Genomic DNA, 24,032 nt, shown 5'->3' on the forward strand with positions numbered 1-24,032 from the left:
AACTATTTTTCAAGTGGCTTAAACAACATGTAGAAATCAAGCATTTTTACGGAATGAGCGAAACGGCATTGCAAAATCAAATTTACATAGCTTTGATTACCTATTGCCTGCATGTACTTATTCAATTAGAAACAAGTAGCAAAAAATCATTGCTTCGAATTAGCCGTTGGCTAAAGGCTGCCTTGTGGAAACCGTCATATATATGGACGCAGCGATTCGAAAGCTTGGTGCCTACTTGAATTTAAATAAACGTCGTCGTTGTACCCAAGTATTAAATGTATAATTTTACCAAATGGACAGTGCCACCTTTATTAGGTTGTTATCTTTTTTGTCTTATAGAGAAATAAATAATTTACCGAATAATTAAAATACATTTATGCAACGCTAGTGAATTTGTAGACTACTTTTATTTAACACTTTCCTTTGACCATCAAACCTCTTGTAACTTTGTTGTGCGGTTTTTTAGAGATCAATAGTCATCTTAAACCGATTTTAATTCATGTGCCCACACTTCCATATCCGGATCCCATACGGCACCGTGATGGATGTTTGTGAGCGCCTGTTTATAGTCTTCCAAGTTTTGATACCCTTCTTGTTTGGCATGTTCTTCTGTGACGTCTCGTAGCTTTTGTGGGTATACATGCTCTACGATGATTGTATGACCATTCAATTCGAATTTGTCACCTGGATCTGCGTAGCGATCATTCCGACGGACGGATGTTTTTTTGCCTTTTAAGATTTTTTTAATGTCCCTCTCAATTGTGACGAGTTTATTAATATCATATTTTTCCGGCCAATCAAATTTATTTTCATAACTCATTTTAACTACTCCTTTTTACTTGTTTTTAATTATGTAAATGAATGTACAACTGCAATAATTACGGAAGAAACTTTTACTAGGCTTTAATTTGCGAAATAAATGTTGAAATTATCCTTCATCGGTTAGGTTTTCTGCCATTTGTTTTAAAATTCGCCTCATAAGCAGTAATTCTTCAGGCGGGATATCCTTTAGCATTTTATGCTGCTGTTTTTCCCATATATCACGAATTGGCTCTTGTAGTTTTCTTCCCTTTTCTGTTAAAAAAACGTTGGAAATACGCCCGTCTGTTTTATCCGGCTTTCGATAAACAATGCTATCTTGTTCCAATTTTCTTAGCATATTGCTTACAGTAGAGGCTTCACATTGCATTTTATGCCGCAATTCCGATTGTGTAATGCCGTCTTTTTCCCAAAGGTAGCACAATGCAGTTTCCTGACCTACATGCAAATTCATTTCACGAAATTTGCTAGCATACTCTTTCCGTGTTTGGGTGGCGATTGTCTGCATTAATTCTCGTATGTCATTTTCAACCATTAATATATCCCCCGAATAGTTAGTGCACTAATTATATCAATGGGGAAGGGTAGCGTCAAAACAATGATACTTGCTTGTCAAATGTGCATAATAAGTGTTCACCTAACATCCTTGTAAATTAAAAACGGGTTTTCTGGAAATTCTAGAAGGGAATATAGTAGGTAATTAGAAACGAGGAGTGTTTGTATGGGTGAATGGAAAAAAGCAATGCTTGTTTATAATGCCAATGCAGGAGCAAATGATATCGAAAAAAAGCTGTCGCAAACAGTTCCCGTTTTATCCCAAGAAATAAAGGAGTTAACGATAATTGCAACATCCAGCGCTGAAGATTTGAAAGAACTGTGCAAAACAAATGCTTCTAAGGTTGATTTAATCATTGTGCTCGGGGGAGATGGAACGGTTCATTTAGTTATTAATAGTATTGCGCCATTAGAAACAAGACCTGCCATTGCTATATTGCCGGGCGGGACCTCCAATGATTTCAGCAGAACATTACGTATTCCTCAAAATTTAAAAGCAGCTGCACATTCAATCGTAAATGGTGAGTTAATTTATATCGATATTTGCCAAGCGAATGATTATTATTTCTTGAACTTTTGGGGAATCGGGCTAGTTACAGAGGCATCCAAAAACATTGACGGCGTTCAAAAAAATAACTTTGGTGTTCTGAGTTACTTTATGAGTACATTAAAATCAATGGGTCAAGCAACATCTTTTTCGTATTGGATGAAATCGAATGAAAAGGAATACGACGGGGAAGCAATTTTAATTTTTATATTAAATGGAAAGTTTATTGGTACGAGACAATTACCGATTGAAGGACTATCTCCAAATGATGGTCAATTAGATGTATTAATTGTAAAGAATTCTAATCTTGCTTCATTGCGGGAGCTTTTTTCATTGAATGATCAGCAAGTAACCCCCGACCAGTTTGAAGAATTAGAGCATTTTCGAGTGAAAAAGTTGGAAATTGATACAAAGGATGAGCAAGAAGTAGATATGGACGGTGAAATATATGACTCAACCCCTGCTTCAGTATCTGTTTTACCAGGACATATTCAAATGGTACGAGGATTCTGAGTAGCTGGGAATTATATTGCGTTAGAAATATGTGTAGTTCATGAAGTTATAGTGAAATTTTCGCATGCAACCACAACGTTTGTTTGAGCGATTATTCTATTTCACTATTGCAATGTTCTCCCTTGGAGCTGTGAAGTGCGGATATAATCATCTCGAGTGTGGATATATCTTGCGAAGAGCGGATATAATCAACTCGAGTGTGGATATATCATGTGAAGTACGGATATAATCATCTCGAGTGTGGATATATCATGTGAAGTGCGGATATAACTAGCTTGAGTGTGGATATATCTTGTGAAGTGCGGATATAACTAGCTTGAGTGTGGATATATCATGCGAAGTACGGATATAATCCCTTGAGTGTGGATATATCTTGTGAAGTACGGATATAACTAGCTTGAGTGTGGATAAATCTTGTAAGAGCGGATATAACTAGCTTGAGTGTGGATATATCATGCGAAGTACGGATATAATCCCTTGAGTGTGGATATATCTTGCGAAGTACGGATATAATCCTTTGAGTGTGGATATATCATGTGAAGTACGGATATAATCAGCTTGAGTGTGGATATATCTTGTGAAGAACAGATATAACTCCAAGTAATATTCACTTAATTCCTCGAGTAATATTTTGTTAGCGCTAATGCTTGATTATAATTTCTCCTATGATGCAGGTAAATCGGAATGAGTACTTCCAATATCAGTCGCCTTCAACTTTCATAGAATAAAAGAATTATTGGACAATTGATGGAATAAGTTGTTTATCTCAATATTTGATTGCTTGTCGCGCCAATCGGTCGGCATGGAGATTATGCTTTTCCGGTATCCATTTAATAAAAAAATAAGGAAAATTGTTCATTTCTTTCCGGATTTCCTTCAATAAAGGAAGAAAAATTTTATTTTTAGTGTAATCTTTTTCAATCGTATCAACGACAATTTTAGAATCGGTTCGAAAAGATAATATTTCTCCAGGAAACGATTTGTTACAAATTCTAAGAGCATGGATAACCGCCATAAACTCGGCTTCGTGGTTGGACATAGCATCTAAAGGGATTTGATACGTTTTGTAAGTTTCATTGTGCTTAATATAAATACCCGCCCCGCTCGGTCCCGGATTGCCGCTGGAAGCTCCATCCGTATATACAGTAATCATCATTCGGCCTCCAATTCGATTCTATTATACTTGACGATAAAAAAAGGCATAGCATTGTGTTTTATTTAAAGGTAAGAAAGTATAAATTTTTGCGCATAGCTGTCTAGCTTCGACGTACAGGATGTTCTAGTGCAAATCTTTTCGGTGGGGCGAGCATTTACGCGCAGTCCCAGGCGGAGCCACAGGACGTGGCGTTCTAAGCCTGCTAGCCCAGAAACTAGGCGACTTCCCGCAGCGCCTTACGATAAAGAAGACTTGCCGAAAGGCTTTAGACAGAGGCTTAGTCGCCCTTATGCCCCTGGGTGAAAGTTATCATCGATTCGGTAAGACAAAGGAGGGCCAACTAAATACGGCCTTTGCGGCCAACGTTGGCATACCCCTTTTGCAGGGGCATGATTCCTTTATCTCAAGATGTTTTGGAATGTTCGATTAAAACCGCCACTTTGCGTGGCAACATCGAACCACCAGCTTTGATCTGGCGCAGTCGCTACGTTTCTAAGTGGGGCGCTTGCGCTTTTCTTATGAACGGCTGACCACTTGTTGCATGCCATGAAGCAAGTATCGCACGTCACAAGCAGAAAATCGCTCACGTTGAGTATAAATTACTCGCTCTAATCTAAAAACCACTCACCAAGAACAGCCTTATCTTGTTCTAATAATTGTTTATCCATCGCAGATTAACAAATGCCAGTTACAACCGATCCCGAAATAGGCTTAGTCATACTTCACCGGTTTTGCATCGCTCGGAAGATCTCGTTTTGTCAGCACAAACTGTTTACGATCGGTGAAAAAGCTTTTGTACGACAGCTGCAAAAAGACAAGTATTGTTATGGCGACGGTGCCTGAGACGCCAAGCATAACGGCGACTTGGTATTTTACAGCGGTAAGTGGTGATTGACCTGCAATAATTTGTCCGGTCATCATCCCGGGTAAAAAGACGATACCCATTCCAACCATTGCGTTAATCGTAGGCAATAAGGCAGCGTCAAAGGCCTGGTTGATAATGGACTTGGAAGCATCCTTAGGAGTTGCGCCGAGCATAAGAGCCGCTTCAATTCTATCCTGTTCTTGTTTCATTCCATTCAGTAAATTGTTCACACCAAGGGCGACGCCGGTCATCGTTTTACCGATAATCATCCCTCCGATCGGGATGAATAACCGCGGTTCATACCATGGATCAAGGCGCAGAACGACAAAGACCAAATAAATCATGCTCAGACTGGTGCCAATAACCATTGCAAAGGCAATCATTTTTTTAAAAGAAATGTGGATAGCCGGCTTTGTGCGTTGATATACATTTAGAATGGCAAAACCGAGCATGAAAAAGATAATCCCGATTGTTACGAATGGATTGGGGTATTTGAACACAAAAATGAGAACATAACCGACTAATATTAATTGCAATGTCATTCTTAGCGTGGCGATTACAATTAATTTTTCGCGAGGGATTTTTTTAATTCGGATAATAATCCAGACAATAAGTATAAATAAGTACGCTGAAGCGACTTGCCAAAATGCAAGATCGATTGTTCCGTTCCCGTTCATTCAAAAGTCCTCCTCTGAGATGTTCGATCGATGGAACTAGCTGAGATTTTACACCTTATATTCGTCCATCAGGATCACTTTGTCCGCCAATCTATCCGCTAGTTCCTTGTTATGTGTGACCATAATGATTTGTATCTTTTTTTCTTTAGCATGGGCTGCTAGTTTATCCATTACGACCGATGTGGTTTGGTCGTCAAGAGAGGATGATGGTTCATCGAGTAAAAATGCTTTAGCGCTATCCATTAATAACAAACGGCCAAGTGCCAAGCGTTGTTTTTCTCCGCCGGACAAATCGGAGGCATGTGTATGTAAATCTTTGTACAGGTGCATAGAATGAAGTGTCTTTGTTAGTATCGCATCAGCAGGCGCCCCCTCGTTCGTAAAAGTGGAAGCAATGCCCAGGTTATCTTTTATTGTGCCATCAAAAACAACGGGTGTTTGTGGACTCATCGGCACTTGTTTTCTTAATTCTAACGGGTCCAAATTTTCTATGTATGTGTCATTAAAATAAATCTTTCCTTCCTGCGGGTCGTCCAAGTTGTTTAAGAGGCGGAGAAGGGTCGATTTTCCGCTGCCACTTTGTCCAACAATGCACGTGATTGAATGATTTATTTCCAAGTGATTGATCTTGAAAATGTCTTTTACAATAATATTTTCCAAGCGGAACAAATACATTCTCTCCTTTTATCAGCTATGTAATGTGATCAGTTAACTGTAGAAATTTCCGACGGAGTACAAAAAATGTTATTATTAGCTATTCCCTAAACGATAAGGTTCAAATCAGGAAAAGCAAGAAGTTAATTATTTACGAAAAAGCTATTCTCCTAGTAGAAGAAAAGCATTTACAAAATCGACGATGATTATTTTGAACTTCTGTAACTGCGTGTTTAAAAAGCGGATGAATTTCAATCATCATTTTATCGAACCTTTTGAATAGCTTCCTTAACTGGATAATAGAAATGAGTTAGCGCAACTTCCAGTCAATTGGTTGCTGACCATCCTTTACCAATAAATCGTTTGCTTTGGAAAAAGGCTTACTACCAAAAAATCCACGATAAGCTGATAATGGACTTGGATGGGGAGCTTTTAAGATGTGATGTTTGTTCGTATTAATTAAAACCTGCTTGCTCTGAGCGGACCGGCCCCATAGCAAATAAACAATTGGGTCATTTTTTTGATTTAGCGTTTCAATGACTCGGTTAGTGAATTTTTCCCATCCCTTTCCTTTGTGCGCATGTGCTTGTCCTTGGCGTACAGTGAGCACTGTATTTAAGAGGAGTACCCCTTGCTTCGCCCAATCGATTAAGCAGCCATGGTTAGGCGGTGAATACCCTAAATCATTTTCCAATTCGATGAGAATATTTTTTAATGATGGCGGTTGCTTGACGTTCGGTTGGACAGAAAAGCTAAGTCCGTGTGCCTGATTTGGGCCATGATACGGATCCTGTCCGAGGATAACGACTTTCACTTGGTCAAAGGGTGTATAATGGAGCGCGTTAAATATATCTTGCGCCGGGGGATAAACGATTGTGGTTTCATATTCTTTTTTTAAAAAGGTCCGTAGTTTCATATAGTACGATTTTGTAAATTCATCGTCTAATAAAGGAGCCCAATCATTTGTTAGAATTTGTTTTGGCATTAGTATTCATTCCTTCATCAATCACTATTATATCTTTCCTTCACTAATCTACCATATTTTATCAGCAAATGGCATGACCTAAAAGGTGGGTTCATTAAAAATGTGAATGATGACCGTGGATCTGTGGACAAGGGACTTGTATAAAAGGCAATTGTTTCGTTCTAATATAGGAAGTAATTTTGCGCATAGCTGTCTAGTGTCGACGTATAAATCACTTCGGTGGAACGAGCATTTATGCGCATTCCCAGGACGTGGCGTTCTAAGTCTGCCAGCCTTGCCCTCGAGGTCTTAGACAATAGTTCTTCGAATAAAAGCCGCCATTACGTTTTATTGCTTAATCTATACCTAAGGTTTAGCAGGGCACTTGCGCTTTTCTTAAAAGATAAGAATGTATATAATTTTGTGCATAGCTGTCTAGCTTAAGCGCCCAGAAACTAGGCGACTTCCTGCAGCGCCTTGCGATAAGTCATCATCGATTCGCGGTGCTCATCGTGATTCCTTTATCTTAGTTGCTTCAGTCCAGTCGCTACGTTTCTAGGCAGGGCGCTTGCGCTTTTTTTACAGTGTTTGAATGGAAGCATGACTTAATTGTTGTTGTGTTTGAATTCTTAATTGATATACAATAGGGAAAATAGTTTAAAAAATCCGCTTATTGATAAATGAGGTGTTTTTGTGAAAGAAGAATTGCGTGACATGCGCCGGAAAGTTGCTCAACTGGAAACAGAAGTTAATTCGTTAAAGCAGCAACTTACGGAAATGAAGACAATAATAGAAAATCAAGGAGCTGGACAAAAGACAACTTTGCCACAAGTTGAGAATGAAAATGGTGTCGGAGATAGGCGAGAGGGTGCATCCGATTGGATTAGAGAGAAAGAAGAATCACTCATGGCCACATCGCAATCGCCTATGGATCGAAGAAAAGAAACGGACTCCATCAATCGGGAAAATATCGCGCAAGATAAACCGTCCGTTCCCACTTCTGCAAAGCGTGATATACGTCAAACCGAACCAAGGACTAGTAAAGACACACCAGTGGCAACTAGTAAAAACGTGAAGAACTCGAAAAAAGGCATGGATATCGAAGAACTGATCGGGACGTGGCTGCCGCGAGTATTTATGTTTATACTGTTACTAGGCGTGCTTTGGGGATTGAAAGTAGGAATGGATAACGGCTGGATAACGAATCCTGTCCGTGTTGTTTTGGGTTATGCTGGCACAGCTCTTCTATTAATTGTTGGCATACGGTATGTACGGCGTGATAAAAATCTGTTCGGGCATACGTTGCTAGGTGGATTTATCGCCTTAGGAATTTTAACTACCTTTGCTGCCCATCATTTATACGGTTATTTTAATTTTATTGCGGCTTTTGCCGTTGGAATAATATATATCGTTGTCGGATTTGTCTTGTCCAAGCGAATGAATTCAGAAACGCTGACCGTTTTTTCAGCAATCGCCGGTTTTCTGCTACCGTTTTTGTTGGAAGGATCTGAAGCTTCAACGCTTTCGTTTTGCGCTTATATTTTGTTATTATTTTTGTCTCTATTTTACGTGTCGCTTAGTGAAAAACATAAATATACGTTTTATGTATCTTTTCTTTTGTTTCATTTAACGTTGTTTGTTTACGGAACTTTTGAAGGAGTGTCAGAGGAAGAACCGGTAATGGTTGGAACAGTTATCATTCAGCATTTGCTATTATTGTTCTTTTATATGAAGGGCTCTATATCAAGGAGAATTTTCACGGAAGTACTTATTTATACGAATTTCGTGTTTACCGTTGCTTGGATTAAGTTGTTGGAGAAACAACAGGAAGTACCTGTTTACGGATTGTTTGCCCTGTTATATGTAGTACTGGCTGTTTATTTGCTTCGGAAAAAAACATCCACTTTACGCGGAGTAACAGCTGCCGTTGCTATATTTGCCGTCAGTGTTTATATACTTTCCGTACAGTGGGAATTGGAACAAATTAGAGCAATATTATTGCTGTTAAATGGTTCGATTGGTCTTTGGGTCGGTTTAAAGTATCAAGTTGTACGAACGATCGTAACAAGTGCCATCGTGTACGGGTTGACTGTTTATTATGTCGTGACCTTAGTAGCAATACCGGATTTATTATCAATGAAGCATGTTGTTTGGCTAGCGCTTTTACTTACGATGCTCGGCGTTTACTACACCGTTTATCGTTTTGGGAAGGCTACTTTGGTGAAGTCAAATAAATCGTTATTTGATGGGAGCTTGATTGTCGGGCAACTGTTACTTTTCATTTATATAAATCATGCTACAAGTGCGGTGATGAATCAACTGGATGTAGCATTTCCGACAACTTTACATGTAAAATTGTTAATTTTTCTGTTTGTCCTGACGCTTATGTATTATTTCCATCACTGGAAGCATGGAGCTTATTTGACACACGCTGCATTCGTTGGGTTTGGGTTGATTGGACTCGTGCTTATGGCAATTCCAATGACGGATTTTTATGACGATGGTGGATTTTTCTTTCATTTGTTTGTGCAAGTGCTGTATGTTCTACTATTTACTGCTTGTTTTGTGGCAATTAAGCGGAAGAACTTTTATTTAAAAAGCACAATGCTTTCAAATCATTTTCCCAAATTGGCGATTGTTATTCAAATTGTATATTTTATTTTTATTAATAAATGGTACTTAGCCTTAACGGATGTAATTGGCTGGGACGATGAATATGTGTTATTAGGACATACGTTTTTATTGTTTTTGTTCGCTTTTGCTTCTGTCAGTATTGGCGGGAAAATGGAATGGAAATACGTTCGTATCGGCGGGTTTGTACTTATTGTTCTTTGTGTTTTTAAATTATTCTTTGTTGATTTGGCAAGTGTTTCTATCGTTGTACGTGCGATTTTGTTTATCGTGGTCGGTGTAGTCGGACTATTGTATTCTCGCACGTTATTAAAGGAAGAGAAGAACAACTAATTAGACTGCTGGGAAATAAGAGAGTAAAGTACCGCCATATACGTTAACACCTTTAGTTAAGCGATCAATTCTAGCAACATCATATAAACTGAAAAGACACCTTTATAAACCGCATGGAATTGGATTTTAAATCCCCCACATGCGGATTTCTTTTTGTTTAAAGTTGTTGACACTGATTGTTTGTGTGTTATAGTACTAATATAACATAAAACATAAAAGAGATGGACGTGTAAAATCATGTTTGTACAGCTTGATTTTGAATCGGATGTCCCGATATATGAACAATTGAAAAATGAAATTATTATAGGCATCGCAAAAAAGCAATTGCTCCCAGGAGAACGTCTCCCTTCAGTGAGAGCGCTCGCTAGTGATATCGGGATCAATTTGCATACGGTGAATAAAGCGTACCAGCAACTGAAGCAAGAAGGGTTTCTTTTGATTCACCGTCAACGCGGCGTCGTCATTCATCCCGACGGTCCCCCGCCTGCAGATGAGACGTATGACCATGTCTTACTTGCTACGCTGAAGCCAGTGCTTGCGGAAGCAATCGCAAAAGGGGTGCCTAAAAACCGGCTCGAACATTTATTTAAAAAAATGTATGACGACTTGAAGGAGGAGACTTAACATGAACGGTGGCATGCTTACATTATGGATCAGCTTCATATTGGCAGGAGTCATTATGCCTTTCATGCCCTATATGACGCGAAAAACGGAGAATTTCGGTGTGTCTGTCCCGGAATATTTATACGAACGGGAAGATTTTAAAAAGATGCGCAAGCAATATACATTTTCGCTCTTTATCCTGTTATCGGTTCTCATAATTCTATGTGGCATACTCGCTTATTTATTAACGGCAAAAGTGAGTGTCTTTATCATCTCGATTGCACTTATTATTTATGTCGCCGCCAGCTTTCTGCTGTACTTGCCGTTTCACTTCAAAATGAAAACAATAAAGAGGAAAGAAAAGTGGCAAAAAGATGGCCCACAAACCGTTGTTGTTGACACAAGCTTCCGGGAAGAGAAGTTGATTTATTCAAGCTGGTGGTTTCTATTACCTGGTGTTCTCATCCTGACGACTACGGTGATCACGTTTTTGCTGTATGACCAAATTCCAGATCAAATCCCGATGCATACGGATATTGACGGAAATGTACGCTATGATGAAAAAACAGCTGGCAATCTTTTATTCATGCCAGGGATGCAGGTATTCATGCTTGCTTTGTTTTTATTTATCAATTTGATCATCAAACATTCCAAACAGCAAGTGAGTGCAGCAAATCCGGATCGCTCCAAAAAACAAAATTTTTTGTTCCGTAGACGCTGGTCTGCGTACACAATTGCTTCTAGTGTCCTAATGGTGCTTTTGTTTGGGTTTATTCAATTCAGCTTTATTTATCCAGCGCTTGAAGCTTATACAGAAAGCGTAATTATAACAGTCATTGTACTTGTCTTACTTGGCACTATATTTCTTGCAATAAAAACAGGGCAAGGCGGCAGCAGAATCAAGGTAAATGACACCGAAAAAAATGGGAAAATAGATCATGATGATGACCGTTACTGGAAACTTGGGCAATTTTATGTGAATAAAAATGATCCTTCTATCTTTGTGGAAAAACGGTTTGGCGTCGGTTGGACAAATAACTGGGCGCATCCCTTATCATGGATATTTGTAATTGCCATTATTGTTATTCCGCTTATTATTGTATGGATTTTAATTTAGAAAGGTTGATTAACATGGAAATGACCGATCTGTTCATGATCCTTGCACCGCTCATCATTATCCAGCTCATTTTACTTATCACTGCGCTGGTCGACTTGGTGAAGCGTGCGCACACACTAGGACCAAAATGGCTTTGGGTAATCATTATCATTTTTGTTAATATTATAGGACCGATTTTGTATTTTGTGATCGGCAGAAAGGACAGCTAATGGTACTATCAGCTAAAGCATTAACGAAAACGTATCATGGTGAAGCGGCGGCAAGTGATCTATCTTTTTCATTGGAGAAACGGAAATGTGTCGCCTTAATAGGTCCAAATGGCGCAGGGAAGACAACGACACTTCGCATGCTCGCCGGTTTGATTAAACCGACTTCAGGAAAAATTGTTTTTATGGAGAAAGCGGAAGATTATCGGACGTTGATCGGTTATTTGCCGCAGCATCCTGTTTATCACGAATGGATGACGGGGGAAGAATACTTGATTTATGTCGCTCGACTCTCCCTTATGACGAGAGCGTCAGCTAAGAAACACGCTCATATTTTATTACGGGAAACCGGTATTTTTGAAGCAAAAGATAAACGAATTTCTGCATATTCCGGCGGTATGAAGCAACGACTCGGTATCGCACAAGCAATGATCCACCGACCGAAACTGCTGCTGTTGGATGAACCGGTATCGGCGCTTGATCCTGTCGGGCGCCGGGAAATACTGACCTTGATTGAACAACTGAAAAAAAAGATGACCATTTTATTTTCGACGCATATTTTAGCTGATGCGGATGAAGTGAGTGATGAACTTCTGCTGCTCAGGAAGGGTGAGCTCGTCGAGGCAGGTCCTATGTCACTACTCCGACAAAAATACAAGTCATCCAAAATCGAGTTATGTTTTACAAAAGATAACGGTAGCATTAGCAAAAAGCTACTTGAGCTTGGATCCGTGACAGACGTAACGAAAGTCAGAAGTGTTTACCACGTCACAGTGACAAATATAAACGAGGCAAGAACAGAAATTCTCCAAACCGCGCTTGAAAAGGACTGGTCTTTAAGCACCTTTCATATTAATCAAGCGTCACTTGAAGATATGTTTATGAAGGTGGTGGAGTCATGATGCAATGGAATGCACTTTTTCAAAAAGAAACGACAGAAAGCTGGCGGAACCGGAAGTTGATTTGGGTTCCCCTTGTATTCATGCTGATCGCAGTTATGGATCCGCTTACGTATCATTTTCTGCCGCAGATTATTGAATTTTCTGGTGGTTTACCTGAAGGAGCAGTATTTGAGTTCCCTGAAATGCAGCCGGCGGAAGTAGCATTAACGAGTCTTCAATCTTTGAGCACATATGGTATTATCATTCTTGCTTTATTTACGATGGGTTCCATCAGTAGTGAACAAAAAAGTGGTGTGAATGAAATGATTCTTGTAAGACCAATCAACTACGGCAACTATATTAGTGCCAAATGGGCGGCAAACTTGCTGCTAGTTATTGTTTCCTTAATCTTAAGTGTCGGCTTATCCTGGTATTATATCAATCTATTATTCGGGAATCTTTCTTTCAAAGTCTTATTTTTCGTGTTGCTTATGTTTACGTTATGGTTCGCCTTGTTTTTAAGCATATCAATTTTCTACAATGTGCTGTTGAAGATGCCGGGTGCAGTTGCAGCGTGCACTGTCGCTACCTATTTTCTTATGAGTGCTGGTGATATGATTGTCGGCAACAGATGGCCATTGTATCCGAATCAAATTTTCGTACATACGCAGCACATGCTTATAAATGAGACAGTGACAGCAGAAATATGGGGTATGATTTCCATTATGGTGCTACTCATTGCCCTATTGATTACAATGGCTATTATCATATTTAGGCGCAAAACAATTGCTAAATAAATAGGCAGTTACTTTGTAAAAATTTATAGAGATGCTACTTTTCTTAACAGGTCAGAATTTGTGCATAGCTGTCTAGCTTCGACGTACAATTCTTTAGGTGGGGCGAAAGCAAAGCTACAGTCCCAACATCGAACCACCAGCTCTCGTCTGGCGCAGTCGCTACGTTTCTACGACGCACAGGACGTGCTAGTGCAGGCGTTGCAACAGGATGTTGCGCTTTTAGCCTGCGAGGGCGCTTGCGCTTTTCTTACAATTTGCGCGCATTTATTTTTTGTTGTACGGTTATGTGAGGAGAATAGACGTTAGTTGAAGGAGCGTTTGAAGATGGGTGAACATACTGAATTACCTGTTGTACTACCTGTTGTTGTTCCAGCTTCTTCGCATTTGCGCTCATGCAATTTTTATGTTGTGAAGAACAAGGGGTCCGTTATGCTCGTTGATGCAGGAGTCAACACAAAAACGAGCTGGCAGAAGTTAGATGAGTGTTTAAGCCAAAACAACTTGAATATTAATGATATAGATAAAATTGTTCTAACACACAGTCATGCAGATCATACCGGGCTCGTGAATCGGATACGATCCCTCATCGATGTTCCGGTATATGCACATGATAAGGCGATTCCTCGCCTGAAAAGGGATGAGCAATTTTTACAATCCCGCATTGTATTCTTTGAAAAATTGTACCGGGAAGCAGGCTGTGGGTCGGCAGGTGTGAAGCAAGTAGATAAATTAAAGAAGGCTGCAGTAGAAAATAGGGAACAAAAAGTAAATGGCGATATAATAACAGTAAATGAAGGTGATATGCTAGACGGCTTTCAAATGGTAGGACTGCAGGGCCATGCAGAAGATCAAATTGGTTTGTTTCATAAGGATAACGGGTTGTTCTTCGCAGGAGATCACTTAATTGCCCACCTTTCAAGCAACGCGCTAATTGAACCGGATCAAAAAGGAAACATGCTTTCTTCTGTACAGCAATATGAAAGTTCCTTAAAAAAGTTGCTCCGTTATGAGCTAACCACTGTCTTTCCGGGACACGGGGATATAATTCAAGATGCCCATCCATTGGTTGATAAACGGTTAAAACGAATAAGGAAAAAATCCGAAAAAATGAGAAAGCTGGTCGTTCAAAAATCTCCGGTTACAGCTGCAAGCCTCGCCCAAATTATGTATCAAAACAGATATGAGTCATTATTTCCTCTTGTCATGTCTGAAGTGATCGGCCAACTCGACCGATTGGAAGCTTACGGAAAAATCAAGCGCAAATATATGGCGGGTAAATGGTATTTTACTGGTGTTTAAGTCGCGTCTACGTTTAAAATAACTTTGCGAAAAAGCACTAAATTAATAGCTGAATATTGGAATTTGCAAATTGGACTATTCATTCGTATTACTGCATAATAAGAAAGAAAATAGGTGAAGTGAGGTGAGCATATGCCGAGCAATGATGAGCGGATGATTGCAATGCTTTTGTATTTGGTTAGCTTTTTTGTCCCAGTTTTAGGGCCTTTGGTCATATGGTTGGTTAAACGTGAAGACTCCGAATTTATTGACTACCATGGAAAAGAGTATTTCAACTTTTTTATTTCCTTTACGATTTACTCGATTATTAGCACGATTTTAATCCTTGTACTTGTAGGAATCTTATTACTAATTATCGTTGGTATTTTACTATTTATTTTTACGATTATTGCTTTAGTTAAAGCTTATAATGGAGAGAGATATCGCATCCCTCTTACGTTTCGGATTATAAAATAAGCCGTTCCCCTTTTGAGGATCTAAATCAAAAGGGGAATGCGTTTTAGTGAAGGTATTGTCAGGAGGTGAACAACATGAAACATCGAATTGCAGTATTTGGACCTACTATTTTTATGGAACGATTGCACCAAATTAGCAAGCAAACGGATTTCCCCGATTTAATAATTGAGCCGTATGTTTACCAGGACCCTAAAGAGGCGCCTTACTTAATCGAAAAAGCACAAAATGCTCATGTCCTTTTATTTTCAGGGCCGCTCCCTTACGCCTATGCGCGGGGAGCATTAAAAAAGACGAGTCAGCCTGTAGAAGTAGTTGAATATAATGAAAATAATATTGTTTTTACAATGCTACAAATGAAACATAAGTACAATGTGGATTTTTCCGAATTGTCGATGGATATTATAGATGAGGAGACGTTGCAGCGGGTAAGTGATGAACTTGGTTTTCCTTTGCATGTCAATTATGTTAAAGACTTTGCACCATTATTGACTGGGGACGCTAATTTTGACCTAGAGTCCATTTATCGCTTTCATTATGATTTATGGAAACAAGGAAAAACAAAGCTAGCAGTGACCAGTATTCATCTCGTGCGTGACAGGCTGGAGAATGCGGGTGTACCTACGATACAAATGATTGATCCGGATAATAATACATTAGAGGCATTAAAACTTGTACAGCAATCGGCGGAACTTTATATGCGAAAATCATCGCAAGTAGCCGTCGGGCTCATATCGGTTGAAAATAAAAGTGATATAATAGAAGACACTGCAATATATGAAAAGGTATATCAGTTTTTAGTGAAAATGTGTCGTAATGCAAACGGTTCTGTAAGAAAAATAGATGAATCTAATTTTATCGTTAATGGAACACAGGGGAGTGTAAGTATTCTGACGGAGGGGTATAAACGGTGCACGCTGCAAGAAGGAGCTCGTGAAGCACTTCATATCGAGCTTGCTATAGGTTTTGGATTAGGTACGAATTTTAATGAAGCAGAAAAACATAGCACCCTAGCTCATAAATATGCCGTTGAAAAAAAACAAGGAACGATTGTTATTAATGAAAATAAGGAACTGTTAGGTCCGATTGGAAGCAGTGACCATTCCATTCAATTAAAAGGGCAGAATGAGGCAATTCTTCCGCTTGCCCAAGAGATGAATATTCCACTTGCAACACTTATTAATTTGAAGTTATTTCATGATAATCGTCTAGGTGAAGCTTTTTCTTCCAAAGATTTGGCAGCGTTTTTACAAGTGAGCAGACGAAGCTCGGAACGATTGCTCAAAAAATTGGCGGAAGCAAATACTTTGAAATTGATCGGTTCCGAACAACCTTATACGCAAGGCAGACCTCGCTCTCTGTATCGTTTTAAGCGAGAATTTTTGAACAAGCTGTCATATCCAGCGGAAGTTGATTTTTTAGCTTCTGAACCATCGCAGAATTAGTTGTGAAATAATAAATTACCATTTGACAAGTCGAATGATTTAATGTATATTTTTGAGTAATTACCGACATTTAACGACACTAGTCTGTTTTTGTTATTTACCATTTTTTTTGCGATGGTCCAATATTAAAATTACAGTTGATTTAATTTAAGTGAAACTGGGTATTAAAGTTTGTAGAGTACTTTCTTATATTAATTACCGACATTTACCGACAAGTGATGTTTGGAAAAGTGAAAGATTTTATCATTCAAATGTAAGCACTCACATTTAGCAATTATCGTAATTGAAAGCGAATCCAATACAGAAGAAATGATGATACTTTAACAGGAAGGAGTTTTTATAAAAATGAAAACATCAGAACAACTACAGCAATGGATGGTGGAGCATCGCCGGCATCTACATCAATATCCGGAGCTTTCCCACCAAGAAAAAGAAACGACGGCATATATTAAAAACGTAATGACCGAACTAGGTTATATTTGTGATTCATTGACTGGAAAAGATGTGATTGCAACGTTTCCAACAAAAAAAGAAGGAAAAACAATTGCAATTCGAGCTGACATGGATGCACTGCCAATTCAGGAGGAAACGAACCTCCCATTTGCCTCCAAAGTAGATGGGTCTATGCATGCTTGCGGGCACGATGGGCATATGGCGATGGTTTTAGGTGTAGCGAAATATTTCAGTGAGCATGAAGACAAACTAAAGGGAAATGTGAAATTTATTTTTCAACATGCCGAAGAAGTGTCACCTGGGGGAGCAAAAGAACTTGTTAAGCGTGGTGTTTTGGAGAACGTAGATGCGATTGTAGGAGCGCATTTATGGCAGCCGGTATCGTCGGGGAAAGTCGCTATTCGTGATGATTATATGATGGCGGGCGTATCCGAATTTGATATTACGATTCAAGGACATGGAGGACATGGTTCCATGCCGGAAACAACGATTGATCCCATATTAGTTGGAGCTCAAGTGATTACGCAGTTCCACACAATTGTAAGCAGATCCTTGAAGCCAGCCGATGCTGCTGTTATTTCATTCGGAGAACTTCAATCAGGTACGAATTATAATATTATTCCTGATAAGGCGCATCTTTCTGGAACCGTTCGTTATTTCAAAGAGAGCGTATGCGATCAGATCGAAGACAGAATGAATGATATATTGCAAGGAACATGTCAAGCATTTGGCGCAACCTATGAAATGGACTTTAATCGTGGTGAACCGCCTGTAACTAATGATCCGAAATTAGCTGCAGTTGTGCGTCGTGAAGCAGGAGAAGTTGTTGGGGCTGATAATGTGTATACAAACGAGCTAACACTTGGTGGGGAAGATTTTGCCTATTATACAAAAGAGATTCCAGCGGTATATTTCTTTATTGGAGTTGGAAGTGAGGAGCGGGTTTATGGCCACCACCATCCGAAATTTGATATTGATGAAGATATGCTTATAACTGGATGTACCGTGATTAGCAATGTGGCAAAGAAGTTACTAAGTGAAGGAGCTTATTAATAAATGAAAAACGTTAAGATTATTGAAGCGGAAATTTATGGTGTAGCATATCCGTTAAAAAAACCTTTTATTATTTCCTATACAACATATCATCATATGCCTACCGTACTGATTAAGTTAAAAACATCAGATGGAATGATTGGCTGGGGTGAGGCGACTCCAGACGAGCATGTAACCGGAGAATCGTTAACAAGTACCATCGCTATGCTGAGGGATACGTTGCTACCGGCAATTGCCGGTAAGTCTCCTTTTGAAATGGAGAGGATACACGAAGCAATGAACGAGGCAGTATACGGAGCTCCAACTGCTAAAGCAGCAATTGATATTGCTTGTTATGATTTGGCTGGAAAGGCACTGAAAACACCAGTTTATCAATTGCTTGGCGGTAAATATCGAGAAGAGATGGAAGTTCCATACGTATTAAGTATTTTGCCACCGGAACAGCTTGTGAAGGAAGCAAAAGAAGCAGTCGCCAAAGGGTATCAAATTTTAAAAATGAAAGTCGGAACAGATTTGGCATTGGATGTGGAGCGGATACGTAAGGTGGCAGAAGCCGTTGGCGATTCGATTTCAATAAAAGTCGATGCGAACCAAGGATGGTCAACAGTTGCCAATACATTGAAAGTGCTTCGTCAATTGAAGAATGTATCTGTCGATTGGTATGAACAACCAGTTATGGCAGACGATTTTGAAGGGCTTGCGACAGTCAGATTAAAATCAGAAGAAGCGATTATGGCTGATGAAGGAATTCGGAATTCATCAGATTTATATAAACTATTAAAGCTTCAGGCAGTTGACTTCATAAATATTAAGTTAATGAAATGCGGCGGGATCTTCCCGGCAATGAAGTTGTCAGCCCAGGCTGAAATGGCTGGTGTTCCAGCACAAATGGGTTCAATGGTAGAATCTGGAGTAGCGTCTCTAGCCGGTCTTCATGTTATGACGGCGGTGAAAAATGTAATTAGTCATGAACTTGTAGGTCCAGAAATGTTTGCTGATGATGCGGCAGATTTTTCTATCCAAGGTCCGACTGTCCGAATTCCGGAAAAGCCAGGTCTTGGTATAGTACTAGATGAAGAAAAGCTTCTGAATTTTTCCAGCAGCTTTGAAAAAGTAAACCTTGTATCCGAGTAAAAAACGGTTTTTAAAATCAATTTAGTTGTTTAGTGTATCAAAAAAATAGGATTTGCCGGTAACACAGATGACCTTCCTTAGATGAATCCAAAGTAAGGATTTTCCCTTGACGATATAAATCCGGCAAACGATTTAGCTAACCGATAGTACGATGGCTTTACAGGAGGTGGCGAAATGGATAACGAATCTACAAAAAAGATTGCAGCTATGATTAGTGAAGAAGAAGTAGTAGAAGTGACCGAGAAGTTAATCGAAATAGAGTCACATAAAGAAAGCGCGCAAAAAGAGAGTGCAGTAGCTTATTGGATCCGCGACTTTTTCATTTCACATGGAATTGAAGCATGGACGGAAGAAGTGTTCCCAAATAGACCAAACGTTTATGCTCGAATGGGACAAGCAAAGAACACGCATAAAAGCGTGATGCTGAATGGTCATATTGATACTGTTCCAGCTTATACGATGAATCAGGCTTTTAAACCGGAAAGACACGATGGGAACCTATATGGACGAGGGGCTGTGGATATGAAAGGGGCCCTTGCGGCGATGATGGTTTCTATGGTTACGTTAAAACGGCTCAACATGAGTGTTGATGGAGAGGTTATTTTTGCCGGTGTTATTGATGAAGAAGAAAGAGCACAAGGAGCTAAACAAGTAATCGACTCGGGTAAATTAACGGCCGACTTTGCTGTAATTGGTGAACCGACTGCATTACAAATTATGCCAGCACATAAAGGGATGGAATGGATTGAAGTGGCATTTTATGGGAAATCCGCTCATGGAAGTATGCCGGATTCGGGAAAGAATGCCATTTATCATGCTACTGAATTTACCGAACTTCTACGTAAGCATTTGCTTCCATTATTAAAAGAGAGAAGACATCCAATTCTAGGAATCCCTACTTTAAACTTGGGGAAGATAACAGGTGGTTTGGATCCGAATGTTGTTGCAGATCAATGCTTTTTACAATTTGATCGCAGATGGCTTCCGAATGAATCAACAGAATCGATTATGGAAGAATTACAAAGTATTGTTTCTATGCAGAAAAAGAACAATCCGAATTTAAGAGTGGAAATAAGACGCATGTCGGAATTAACAGGCTACCATCCCCCGCTTGATACTTCATTTGACCATTGGGGTGTGAAGGTGTTGGAAGAGGGCACGAAAGAAATGCTGGATCAAGAGCCAATCGTCGATATGTTTCCGGGCTGGAGCGATGGTGCAACATTGGCGAATGGTGGAATACCCTCTGTTGTTTGTGGTCCGGGTGAATTGGAAGATGCACATTCAGATAAGGAAAAAATCAATATGAAAGAGCTGCGACGTGCAACACAGTTGTATACGTATGTTGTTCTTGAAATTACAAGGAGGAGGAGATCGTTTGAGTCAGCCCAGTAATAACGAAACGGAAACGAAGAAAAAAAGGTTTACGATGCCTCATACATATGTCTTATTATTTGGTGTTATTATTTTTGCCGGACTACTAACCTATGTTTTACCAACCGGAGAATTTGATCGATATGAAGATCCAAATACCGGACGTGAGTTAGTTGATGCTGAATCATATGGCGCAGTAGATGCAAATCCACAAAATCTATTTGATATGTTGATGGCTATTCCCAAAGGGATGGAGAATGCAGCATATATTATCTTTTTCGTATTTATCGTAGGTGGGGCATTTGGTATTATTCAATCAACGGGTGTTATTGATAAAGGAATTAATTTCACCATTAAAAAGTTAAATGGGAAGGAAATATGGGCAATACCATTATTTATAATTCTTTTTTCTTTTGCAGGGTCTGTTATGGGTCTTGCCGAAGAATTACTGCCTTTTTATCCGATTATGGTCGTACTCGCGATTCGGATGGGGCTTGATTCCATTACTGGAATGTCGCTCGTACTGCTTGGAGCGGGAGCCGGTTTTGCAGGCGCCTTTCTGAATCCGTTTACTGTTGGAATTGCTCAAGGAATTGCAGAGTTGCCGTTGTTTTCAGGGCTAGGTTTCCGTTTAGCAATGTATGCAACAATGGTAATTGTGACGATTGTATATATCGTATTGTATGCAAGAAAAATCAAACAGGATCCGACAAAAAGTCCGATGTATGAATTGGATAAAAAACGCGACTTGGATATTGAAGGTTTAGAAAATGATGCGCAATTTTCCATACGGCACAAAATTGTACTCGCTGTATTTTTTATCGGTTTGATTATCGTTGCTTTCGGAGTTATTCAACTCGGTTGGTATATTCATGAATTGTCGGCTGCATTTTTGACAATTGGCATTATTGCTGGTGTCGTTGGTGGGCTCGGGCTTAACAAGACGGCTGAAGAGTTTATTAAAGGTGCGGCAGGCATTACATTTGGAGCGCTCGTTATCGGGATTGCCAGCGGGATTATCGTCGTACTTGGTGACGGAAAAGTGCTCGATACGATTGTTTACTATTTGGCGCAATCAGTTGCTGCCTTGCCACCATTTTTATCAGCAATTGGGATGTTTTTTGTACAAATGATTATTAACTTCTTTATTCCTTCAGGTAGCGGACAAGCTGCAGCTTCCATGCCAGTTATGGTTCCAGTAGCAGATTTAATTGGCATGACTAGGCAAACGGCTGTTGTAGCATTTCAGTTTGGGGATGGTATTACGAATGTTATTAACCCAACGAGTGCTTACTTTATGGCTGGTTTGGCCCTTGCAGGTATTCCATGGGAGAAATGGGCTAAATGGGCATGGCCGCTTATTCTTATTTGGATCGGCGTAGCATGTGTATTCCTAGTTATTGCTAGCGTGATTGGATTTGGACCTTTTTAAGAGCGTAAATATGATTTAGCAAGAGTAAGTAGCTGTAAGCGAATAATTACAAAAAACTTTTCACCTATATTGAAAGTAGACGAGAAGCAGGGATAAAACAAAAAATCCGAACGATACTTCAAAATTACTCCATTAGAATTTTGAGTCGTTTGGATTTTTTTGCTATTAGATAGCAGAACGTGGGAAGTTCATCCATTGAGGAAGCGATGCGTCCGTCCCATTAAGTACCTTGCGTTATACTAATGTAAACCCGAGGTCATTTTTATCTTTAAAGTTGAATTTTGTATTTCGTAACGGCATACTGCTTTTATACATTTTTTTAAATTTAACTCTGTATATATGTGCAAATTTCATTCGGTCATAAGCTCCAAATGAAACTTTTTCAATAGCTTGTGCATTTACAATACTCGGATCCACCCGTTCGTGTATAGGCTGATCCCACTCGATTAAAAAGGGTAAAATTTCTTTGGTGTGATCGTAGGAAGGAAAAAGCATTTTCCATGTGATACTGCTTCCATTTGGTCTAGCGCGTCGTCCAAAGAAGGGTCCCTCATATGGAATGTTTTCCATATTAAAATGATTAATATATTTATTAATATCGTTAGTTCGGAGGGCGAATTGAAAAGGTCCGGATTGATTGCTTTCAACTTGATATACCAAATGACGAATAAGCGGATTTGTAGATTCTTTTGCAGTCTGATCATCTGAAATATCCAACCACTCAAGATAACTATTGTTGGAAAAATACGCTAAATAATTGTAAGTGCCCCAGTTTTCGTGATCGCCGCCTCTAACCGCCTTGACTGTATAAATGTTGCTGTATTCAGCACTTGCTTTTGCAGCGTCTGTCCCGCCAATGACGATATGATCTAATGCTAACAATGTTTTATCACTCCTTTTATCTACTCGATCATCTGTCTCCAATCGAATAAGACGTAGATTGATTATATAAATATCTAAGCAGTTTTACAATGATAATACGATTCACGTTGTATTATCATTTGTATACAATAAATTTTAAAGTCAAGTAAACAAATTCAGAGACAATGTAACTGGGTATACAACTTAATATCTAGATTAAATACATATTTGTGTTTAATACAATCGTATTTTATGGTATTATATACCTAGTTATAATGAATCATTTTATTGACGTGTGTGTGAGGAAACTGTATATATTATAAATAACACAAATACTCGACCATATTGGAAATAGAATATACAAAATTAGTAAATTATCTTAGGTTTTCATACGATATGTCGATATAAAAGTATATTATTTGTTAACGACTTTTATTTCGCTAGTATATAAAATTAAATGTAGAGGATGAAGGCGGATGAACTCTTTTCGATCGAATAACAATGGGCAAAGCCAGATTATTTCGGGGTTGATTCAGAAAAGAAAAGAGCTAGGTCTTACACAAAGGGACTTGGCTGAAAGAGCAAACTTACATCAAACAGCGATTGCCCGACTGGAAAAGGAAGGGGCTATTCCGCGACTGGATACATTAGAAAAAGTAGCGCATGCATTGGAACTTCAACTTACTCTCGTCAATAGAGAGTAAGGATAATGTTATTATTTAAAAGATAAGAATGTATAAAATTTTTCGCGTAGCTGTCTAGCTTAAGCGCCCAGAAACTAGGCGACTTCCTGTAGCGCCTTGCGATAAAGAAGACTTGCCGATTGGCTTAGACAGAGGCTTAGTCGCCCTTATGCCCTTGGGTGAAAGTCATCATCGATTCGCACAGGTAAAGGAGGGCCAACTAAATACGCCCTTTGCGGGCAACGTTGGCATACCCCTTTTGCAGGGGCATGATTCCTTTATCTTAGTTGCTTCAGTCCAGTCGCTACGTTTCTAGGCAGGGCGCTTGCGCTTTTCTTAGGTGTCTTAAAATAAAAAATCATGTATTGGTATTATTAATAATTTACGACTTCTACAAGACTCATATTCGTTTAGATACGTCAAAAGCGGAGTTTTTTCCATCCGCAATTGGCGTATTTTTCTGAGCACAATGGTATTTTGGTCTAAAATGAAACCCGAAAAACGATAAAGTAACTGACTATTATGAT

Annotated in this window: 22 protein-coding genes and 1 pseudogene; 16 read left to right on the top strand and 7 right to left on the bottom strand. The window is 39.2% G+C overall.

Translation table 11 applies throughout. The features are described 5' to 3' along the window. A pseudogene (locus ACLIBG_RS11045) lies at positions 1–239 on the top strand (IS4 family transposase); the annotation flags it as partial. Between the two features lie 242 nt (positions 240–481). On the opposite strand, the gene ACLIBG_RS11050 reads toward ACLIBG_RS11045, so the two are convergent. Both ACLIBG_RS11050 and ACLIBG_RS11055 read right to left on the bottom strand, forming a co-directional pair. Next, positions 482–820 carry an ASCH domain-containing protein gene (locus tag ACLIBG_RS11050; protein WP_439312820.1) on the bottom strand — a complete coding sequence of 113 codons (339 nt, stop codon included), beginning with the start codon at positions 818–820 and terminating at the stop codon, positions 482–484. Positions 821–928: 108 nt separating this feature from the next. Further along, on the bottom strand, positions 929–1,354 hold the full coding sequence (locus tag ACLIBG_RS11055) for a MarR family winged helix-turn-helix transcriptional regulator (protein ID WP_439312821.1): 426 nt from the start codon (positions 1,352–1,354) through the stop codon (positions 929–931). A gap of 186 nt (positions 1,355–1,540) precedes the next feature. On the opposite strand from ACLIBG_RS11055, the gene ACLIBG_RS11060 reads away from it, so the two are divergent. Further along, on the top strand, positions 1,541–2,434 hold the full coding sequence (locus ACLIBG_RS11060; RefSeq protein WP_439312822.1) for a diacylglycerol/lipid kinase family protein: 894 nt from the start codon (positions 1,541–1,543) through the stop codon (positions 2,432–2,434). A 766-nt stretch (positions 2,435–3,200) separates the two neighbouring features. Here the strand turns inward: ACLIBG_RS11060 and ACLIBG_RS11065 are convergent. The 4 genes from ACLIBG_RS11065 to ACLIBG_RS11080 all read right to left on the bottom strand — a co-directional run bounded on the left by ACLIBG_RS11065 (position 3,201) and on the right by ACLIBG_RS11080 (position 6,771). After that, positions 3,201–3,587: a ribonuclease HI family protein gene (locus ACLIBG_RS11065; protein ID WP_439312823.1), complete on the bottom strand. Its 387-nt coding sequence runs from the start codon at positions 3,585–3,587 to the stop codon at positions 3,201–3,203. Between the two features lie 714 nt (positions 3,588–4,301). Beyond that, the gene (locus tag ACLIBG_RS11070) at positions 4,302–5,132 is read right to left on the bottom strand and encodes an ABC transporter permease (RefSeq protein ID WP_439312824.1); all 831 of its coding nucleotides are present in this window, start codon (positions 5,130–5,132) and stop codon (positions 4,302–4,304) included. A 48-nt stretch (positions 5,133–5,180) separates the two neighbouring features. Next, the gene (locus tag ACLIBG_RS11075) at positions 5,181–5,801 is read right to left on the bottom strand and encodes an ABC transporter ATP-binding protein (protein ID WP_439312825.1); all 621 of its coding nucleotides are present in this window, start codon (positions 5,799–5,801) and stop codon (positions 5,181–5,183) included. Between the two features lie 295 nt (positions 5,802–6,096). After that, positions 6,097–6,771 (bottom strand): uracil-DNA glycosylase, encoded by a 675-nt coding sequence (locus ACLIBG_RS11080; RefSeq protein WP_439312826.1) that lies wholly within the window; start codon positions 6,769–6,771, stop codon positions 6,097–6,099. 672 nt (positions 6,772–7,443) lie between these two features. Here ACLIBG_RS11080 and ACLIBG_RS11085 point away from each other — a divergent pair. The 13 genes from ACLIBG_RS11085 (at position 7,444) to ACLIBG_RS11145 (ending at position 21,961) form a co-directional block, all read left to right on the top strand. Then, positions 7,444–9,714, top strand: a complete 2,271-nt coding sequence (locus ACLIBG_RS11085; protein ID WP_439312827.1) for a DUF2339 domain-containing protein — start codon at positions 7,444–7,446, stop codon at positions 9,712–9,714. A gap of 237 nt (positions 9,715–9,951) precedes the next feature. Next, positions 9,952–10,338 (top strand): GntR family transcriptional regulator, encoded by a 387-nt coding sequence (locus ACLIBG_RS11090; protein WP_439312828.1) that lies wholly within the window; start codon positions 9,952–9,954, stop codon positions 10,336–10,338. A gap of 1 nt (position 10,339) precedes the next feature. Next, positions 10,340–11,434, top strand: coding sequence for a DUF1648 domain-containing protein (locus ACLIBG_RS11095; protein WP_439312829.1), 1,095 nt, complete (start codon positions 10,340–10,342; stop codon positions 11,432–11,434). 14 nt (positions 11,435–11,448) lie between these two features. Further along, positions 11,449–11,643 carry a PLDc N-terminal domain-containing protein gene (locus tag ACLIBG_RS11100; protein ID WP_439312830.1) on the top strand — a complete coding sequence of 65 codons (195 nt, stop codon included), beginning with the start codon at positions 11,449–11,451 and terminating at the stop codon, positions 11,641–11,643. Next, positions 11,643–12,542 (top strand): ATP-binding cassette domain-containing protein, encoded by a 900-nt coding sequence (locus tag ACLIBG_RS11105; protein WP_439312831.1) that lies wholly within the window; start codon positions 11,643–11,645, stop codon positions 12,540–12,542. Before ACLIBG_RS11100 ends, ACLIBG_RS11105 begins: the two co-directional genes overlap by 1 nt. Next, positions 12,539–13,318: an ABC transporter permease gene (locus ACLIBG_RS11110; RefSeq protein WP_439312832.1), complete on the top strand. Its 780-nt coding sequence runs from the start codon at positions 12,539–12,541 to the stop codon at positions 13,316–13,318. The genes ACLIBG_RS11105 and ACLIBG_RS11110 overlap by 4 nt, the downstream gene beginning before the upstream one ends. 324 nt (positions 13,319–13,642) lie before the next feature. Continuing rightward, a complete protein-coding gene (locus ACLIBG_RS11115; RefSeq protein ID WP_439312833.1) occupies positions 13,643–14,617 on the top strand; it encodes an MBL fold metallo-hydrolase in 975 nt (324 codons plus the stop codon). A 132-nt stretch (positions 14,618–14,749) separates the two neighbouring features. Next, on the top strand, positions 14,750–15,073 hold the full coding sequence (locus ACLIBG_RS11120) for a DUF4870 domain-containing protein (protein ID WP_439312834.1): 324 nt from the start codon (positions 14,750–14,752) through the stop codon (positions 15,071–15,073). Positions 15,074–15,147: 74 nt separating this feature from the next. Beyond that, positions 15,148–16,515, top strand: coding sequence for a hypothetical protein (locus tag ACLIBG_RS11125; protein ID WP_439312835.1), 1,368 nt, complete (start codon positions 15,148–15,150; stop codon positions 16,513–16,515). A 345-nt stretch (positions 16,516–16,860) separates the two neighbouring features. Beyond that, positions 16,861–18,021: a M20 metallopeptidase family protein gene (locus tag ACLIBG_RS11130; protein WP_439312836.1), complete on the top strand. Its 1,161-nt coding sequence runs from the start codon at positions 16,861–16,863 to the stop codon at positions 18,019–18,021. Between the two features lie 3 nt (positions 18,022–18,024). Continuing rightward, positions 18,025–19,155: a mandelate racemase/muconate lactonizing enzyme family protein gene (locus ACLIBG_RS11135; protein WP_439312837.1), complete on the top strand. Its 1,131-nt coding sequence runs from the start codon at positions 18,025–18,027 to the stop codon at positions 19,153–19,155. 174 nt (positions 19,156–19,329) lie between these two features. Further along, complete coding sequence (locus ACLIBG_RS11140) at positions 19,330–20,550, top strand: M20 family metallopeptidase (protein WP_439312838.1); 1,221 nt, start codon at positions 19,330–19,332, stop codon at positions 20,548–20,550. Continuing rightward, a complete protein-coding gene (locus ACLIBG_RS11145; RefSeq protein ID WP_439312839.1) occupies positions 20,534–21,961 on the top strand; it encodes a YfcC family protein in 1,428 nt (475 codons plus the stop codon). Before ACLIBG_RS11140 ends, ACLIBG_RS11145 begins: the two co-directional genes overlap by 17 nt. Before the next feature lie 234 nt (positions 21,962–22,195). On the opposite strand, the gene ACLIBG_RS11150 is transcribed toward ACLIBG_RS11145, so the two are convergent. After that, the gene (locus tag ACLIBG_RS11150) at positions 22,196–22,843 is read right to left on the bottom strand and encodes a VOC family protein (RefSeq protein ID WP_439312840.1); all 648 of its coding nucleotides are present in this window, start codon (positions 22,841–22,843) and stop codon (positions 22,196–22,198) included. Between the two features lie 455 nt (positions 22,844–23,298). On the opposite strand from ACLIBG_RS11150, the gene ACLIBG_RS11155 reads away from it, so the two are divergent. Then, entirely contained in the window at positions 23,299–23,526 is a 228-nt protein-coding gene (locus ACLIBG_RS11155; protein ID WP_439312841.1) for a helix-turn-helix domain-containing protein, read from the top strand. Positions 23,527–24,032: the final 506 nt, after the last annotated feature.

Source organism: Virgibacillus sp. W0181 (assembly GCF_051846915.1).
GTDB lineage: Bacteria > Bacillota > Bacilli > Bacillales > Amphibacillaceae > JBPYCR01.

Coding starts and splice junctions, on each gene's coding strand:
- ACLIBG_RS11060 (WP_439312822.1), top strand. CDS start 1,541: ATGGGTGAATGGAAAAAAGCAATGCTTGTTTATAATGCCAATGCAGGA.
- ACLIBG_RS11095 (WP_439312829.1), top strand. CDS start 10,340: ATGAACGGTGGCATGCTTACATTATGGATCAGCTTCATATTGGCAGGA.
- ACLIBG_RS11110 (WP_439312832.1), top strand. CDS start 12,539: ATGATGCAATGGAATGCACTTTTTCAAAAAGAAACGACAGAAAGCTGG.
- ACLIBG_RS11070 (WP_439312824.1), bottom strand. CDS start 5,132: ATGAACGGGAACGGAACAATCGATCTTGCATTTTGGCAAGTCGCTTCA.
- ACLIBG_RS11155 (WP_439312841.1), top strand. CDS start 23,299: ATGAACTCTTTTCGATCGAATAACAATGGGCAAAGCCAGATTATTTCG.
- ACLIBG_RS11120 (WP_439312834.1), top strand. CDS start 14,750: ATGCCGAGCAATGATGAGCGGATGATTGCAATGCTTTTGTATTTGGTT.
- ACLIBG_RS11105 (WP_439312831.1), top strand. CDS start 11,643: ATGGTACTATCAGCTAAAGCATTAACGAAAACGTATCATGGTGAAGCG.
- ACLIBG_RS11050 (WP_439312820.1), bottom strand. CDS start 820: ATGAGTTATGAAAATAAATTTGATTGGCCGGAAAAATATGATATTAAT.
- ACLIBG_RS11130 (WP_439312836.1), top strand. CDS start 16,861: ATGAAAACATCAGAACAACTACAGCAATGGATGGTGGAGCATCGCCGG.
- ACLIBG_RS11115 (WP_439312833.1), top strand. CDS start 13,643: ATGGGTGAACATACTGAATTACCTGTTGTACTACCTGTTGTTGTTCCA.
- ACLIBG_RS11100 (WP_439312830.1), top strand. CDS start 11,449: ATGGAAATGACCGATCTGTTCATGATCCTTGCACCGCTCATCATTATC.
- ACLIBG_RS11135 (WP_439312837.1), top strand. CDS start 18,025: ATGAAAAACGTTAAGATTATTGAAGCGGAAATTTATGGTGTAGCATAT.
- ACLIBG_RS11090 (WP_439312828.1), top strand. CDS start 9,952: ATGTTTGTACAGCTTGATTTTGAATCGGATGTCCCGATATATGAACAA.
- ACLIBG_RS11055 (WP_439312821.1), bottom strand. CDS start 1,354: ATGGTTGAAAATGACATACGAGAATTAATGCAGACAATCGCCACCCAA.
- ACLIBG_RS11080 (WP_439312826.1), bottom strand. CDS start 6,771: ATGCCAAAACAAATTCTAACAAATGATTGGGCTCCTTTATTAGACGAT.
- ACLIBG_RS11065 (WP_439312823.1), bottom strand. CDS start 3,587: ATGATTACTGTATATACGGATGGAGCTTCCAGCGGCAATCCGGGACCG.
- ACLIBG_RS11140 (WP_439312838.1), top strand. CDS start 19,330: ATGGATAACGAATCTACAAAAAAGATTGCAGCTATGATTAGTGAAGAA.
- ACLIBG_RS11125 (WP_439312835.1), top strand. CDS start 15,148: ATGAAACATCGAATTGCAGTATTTGGACCTACTATTTTTATGGAACGA.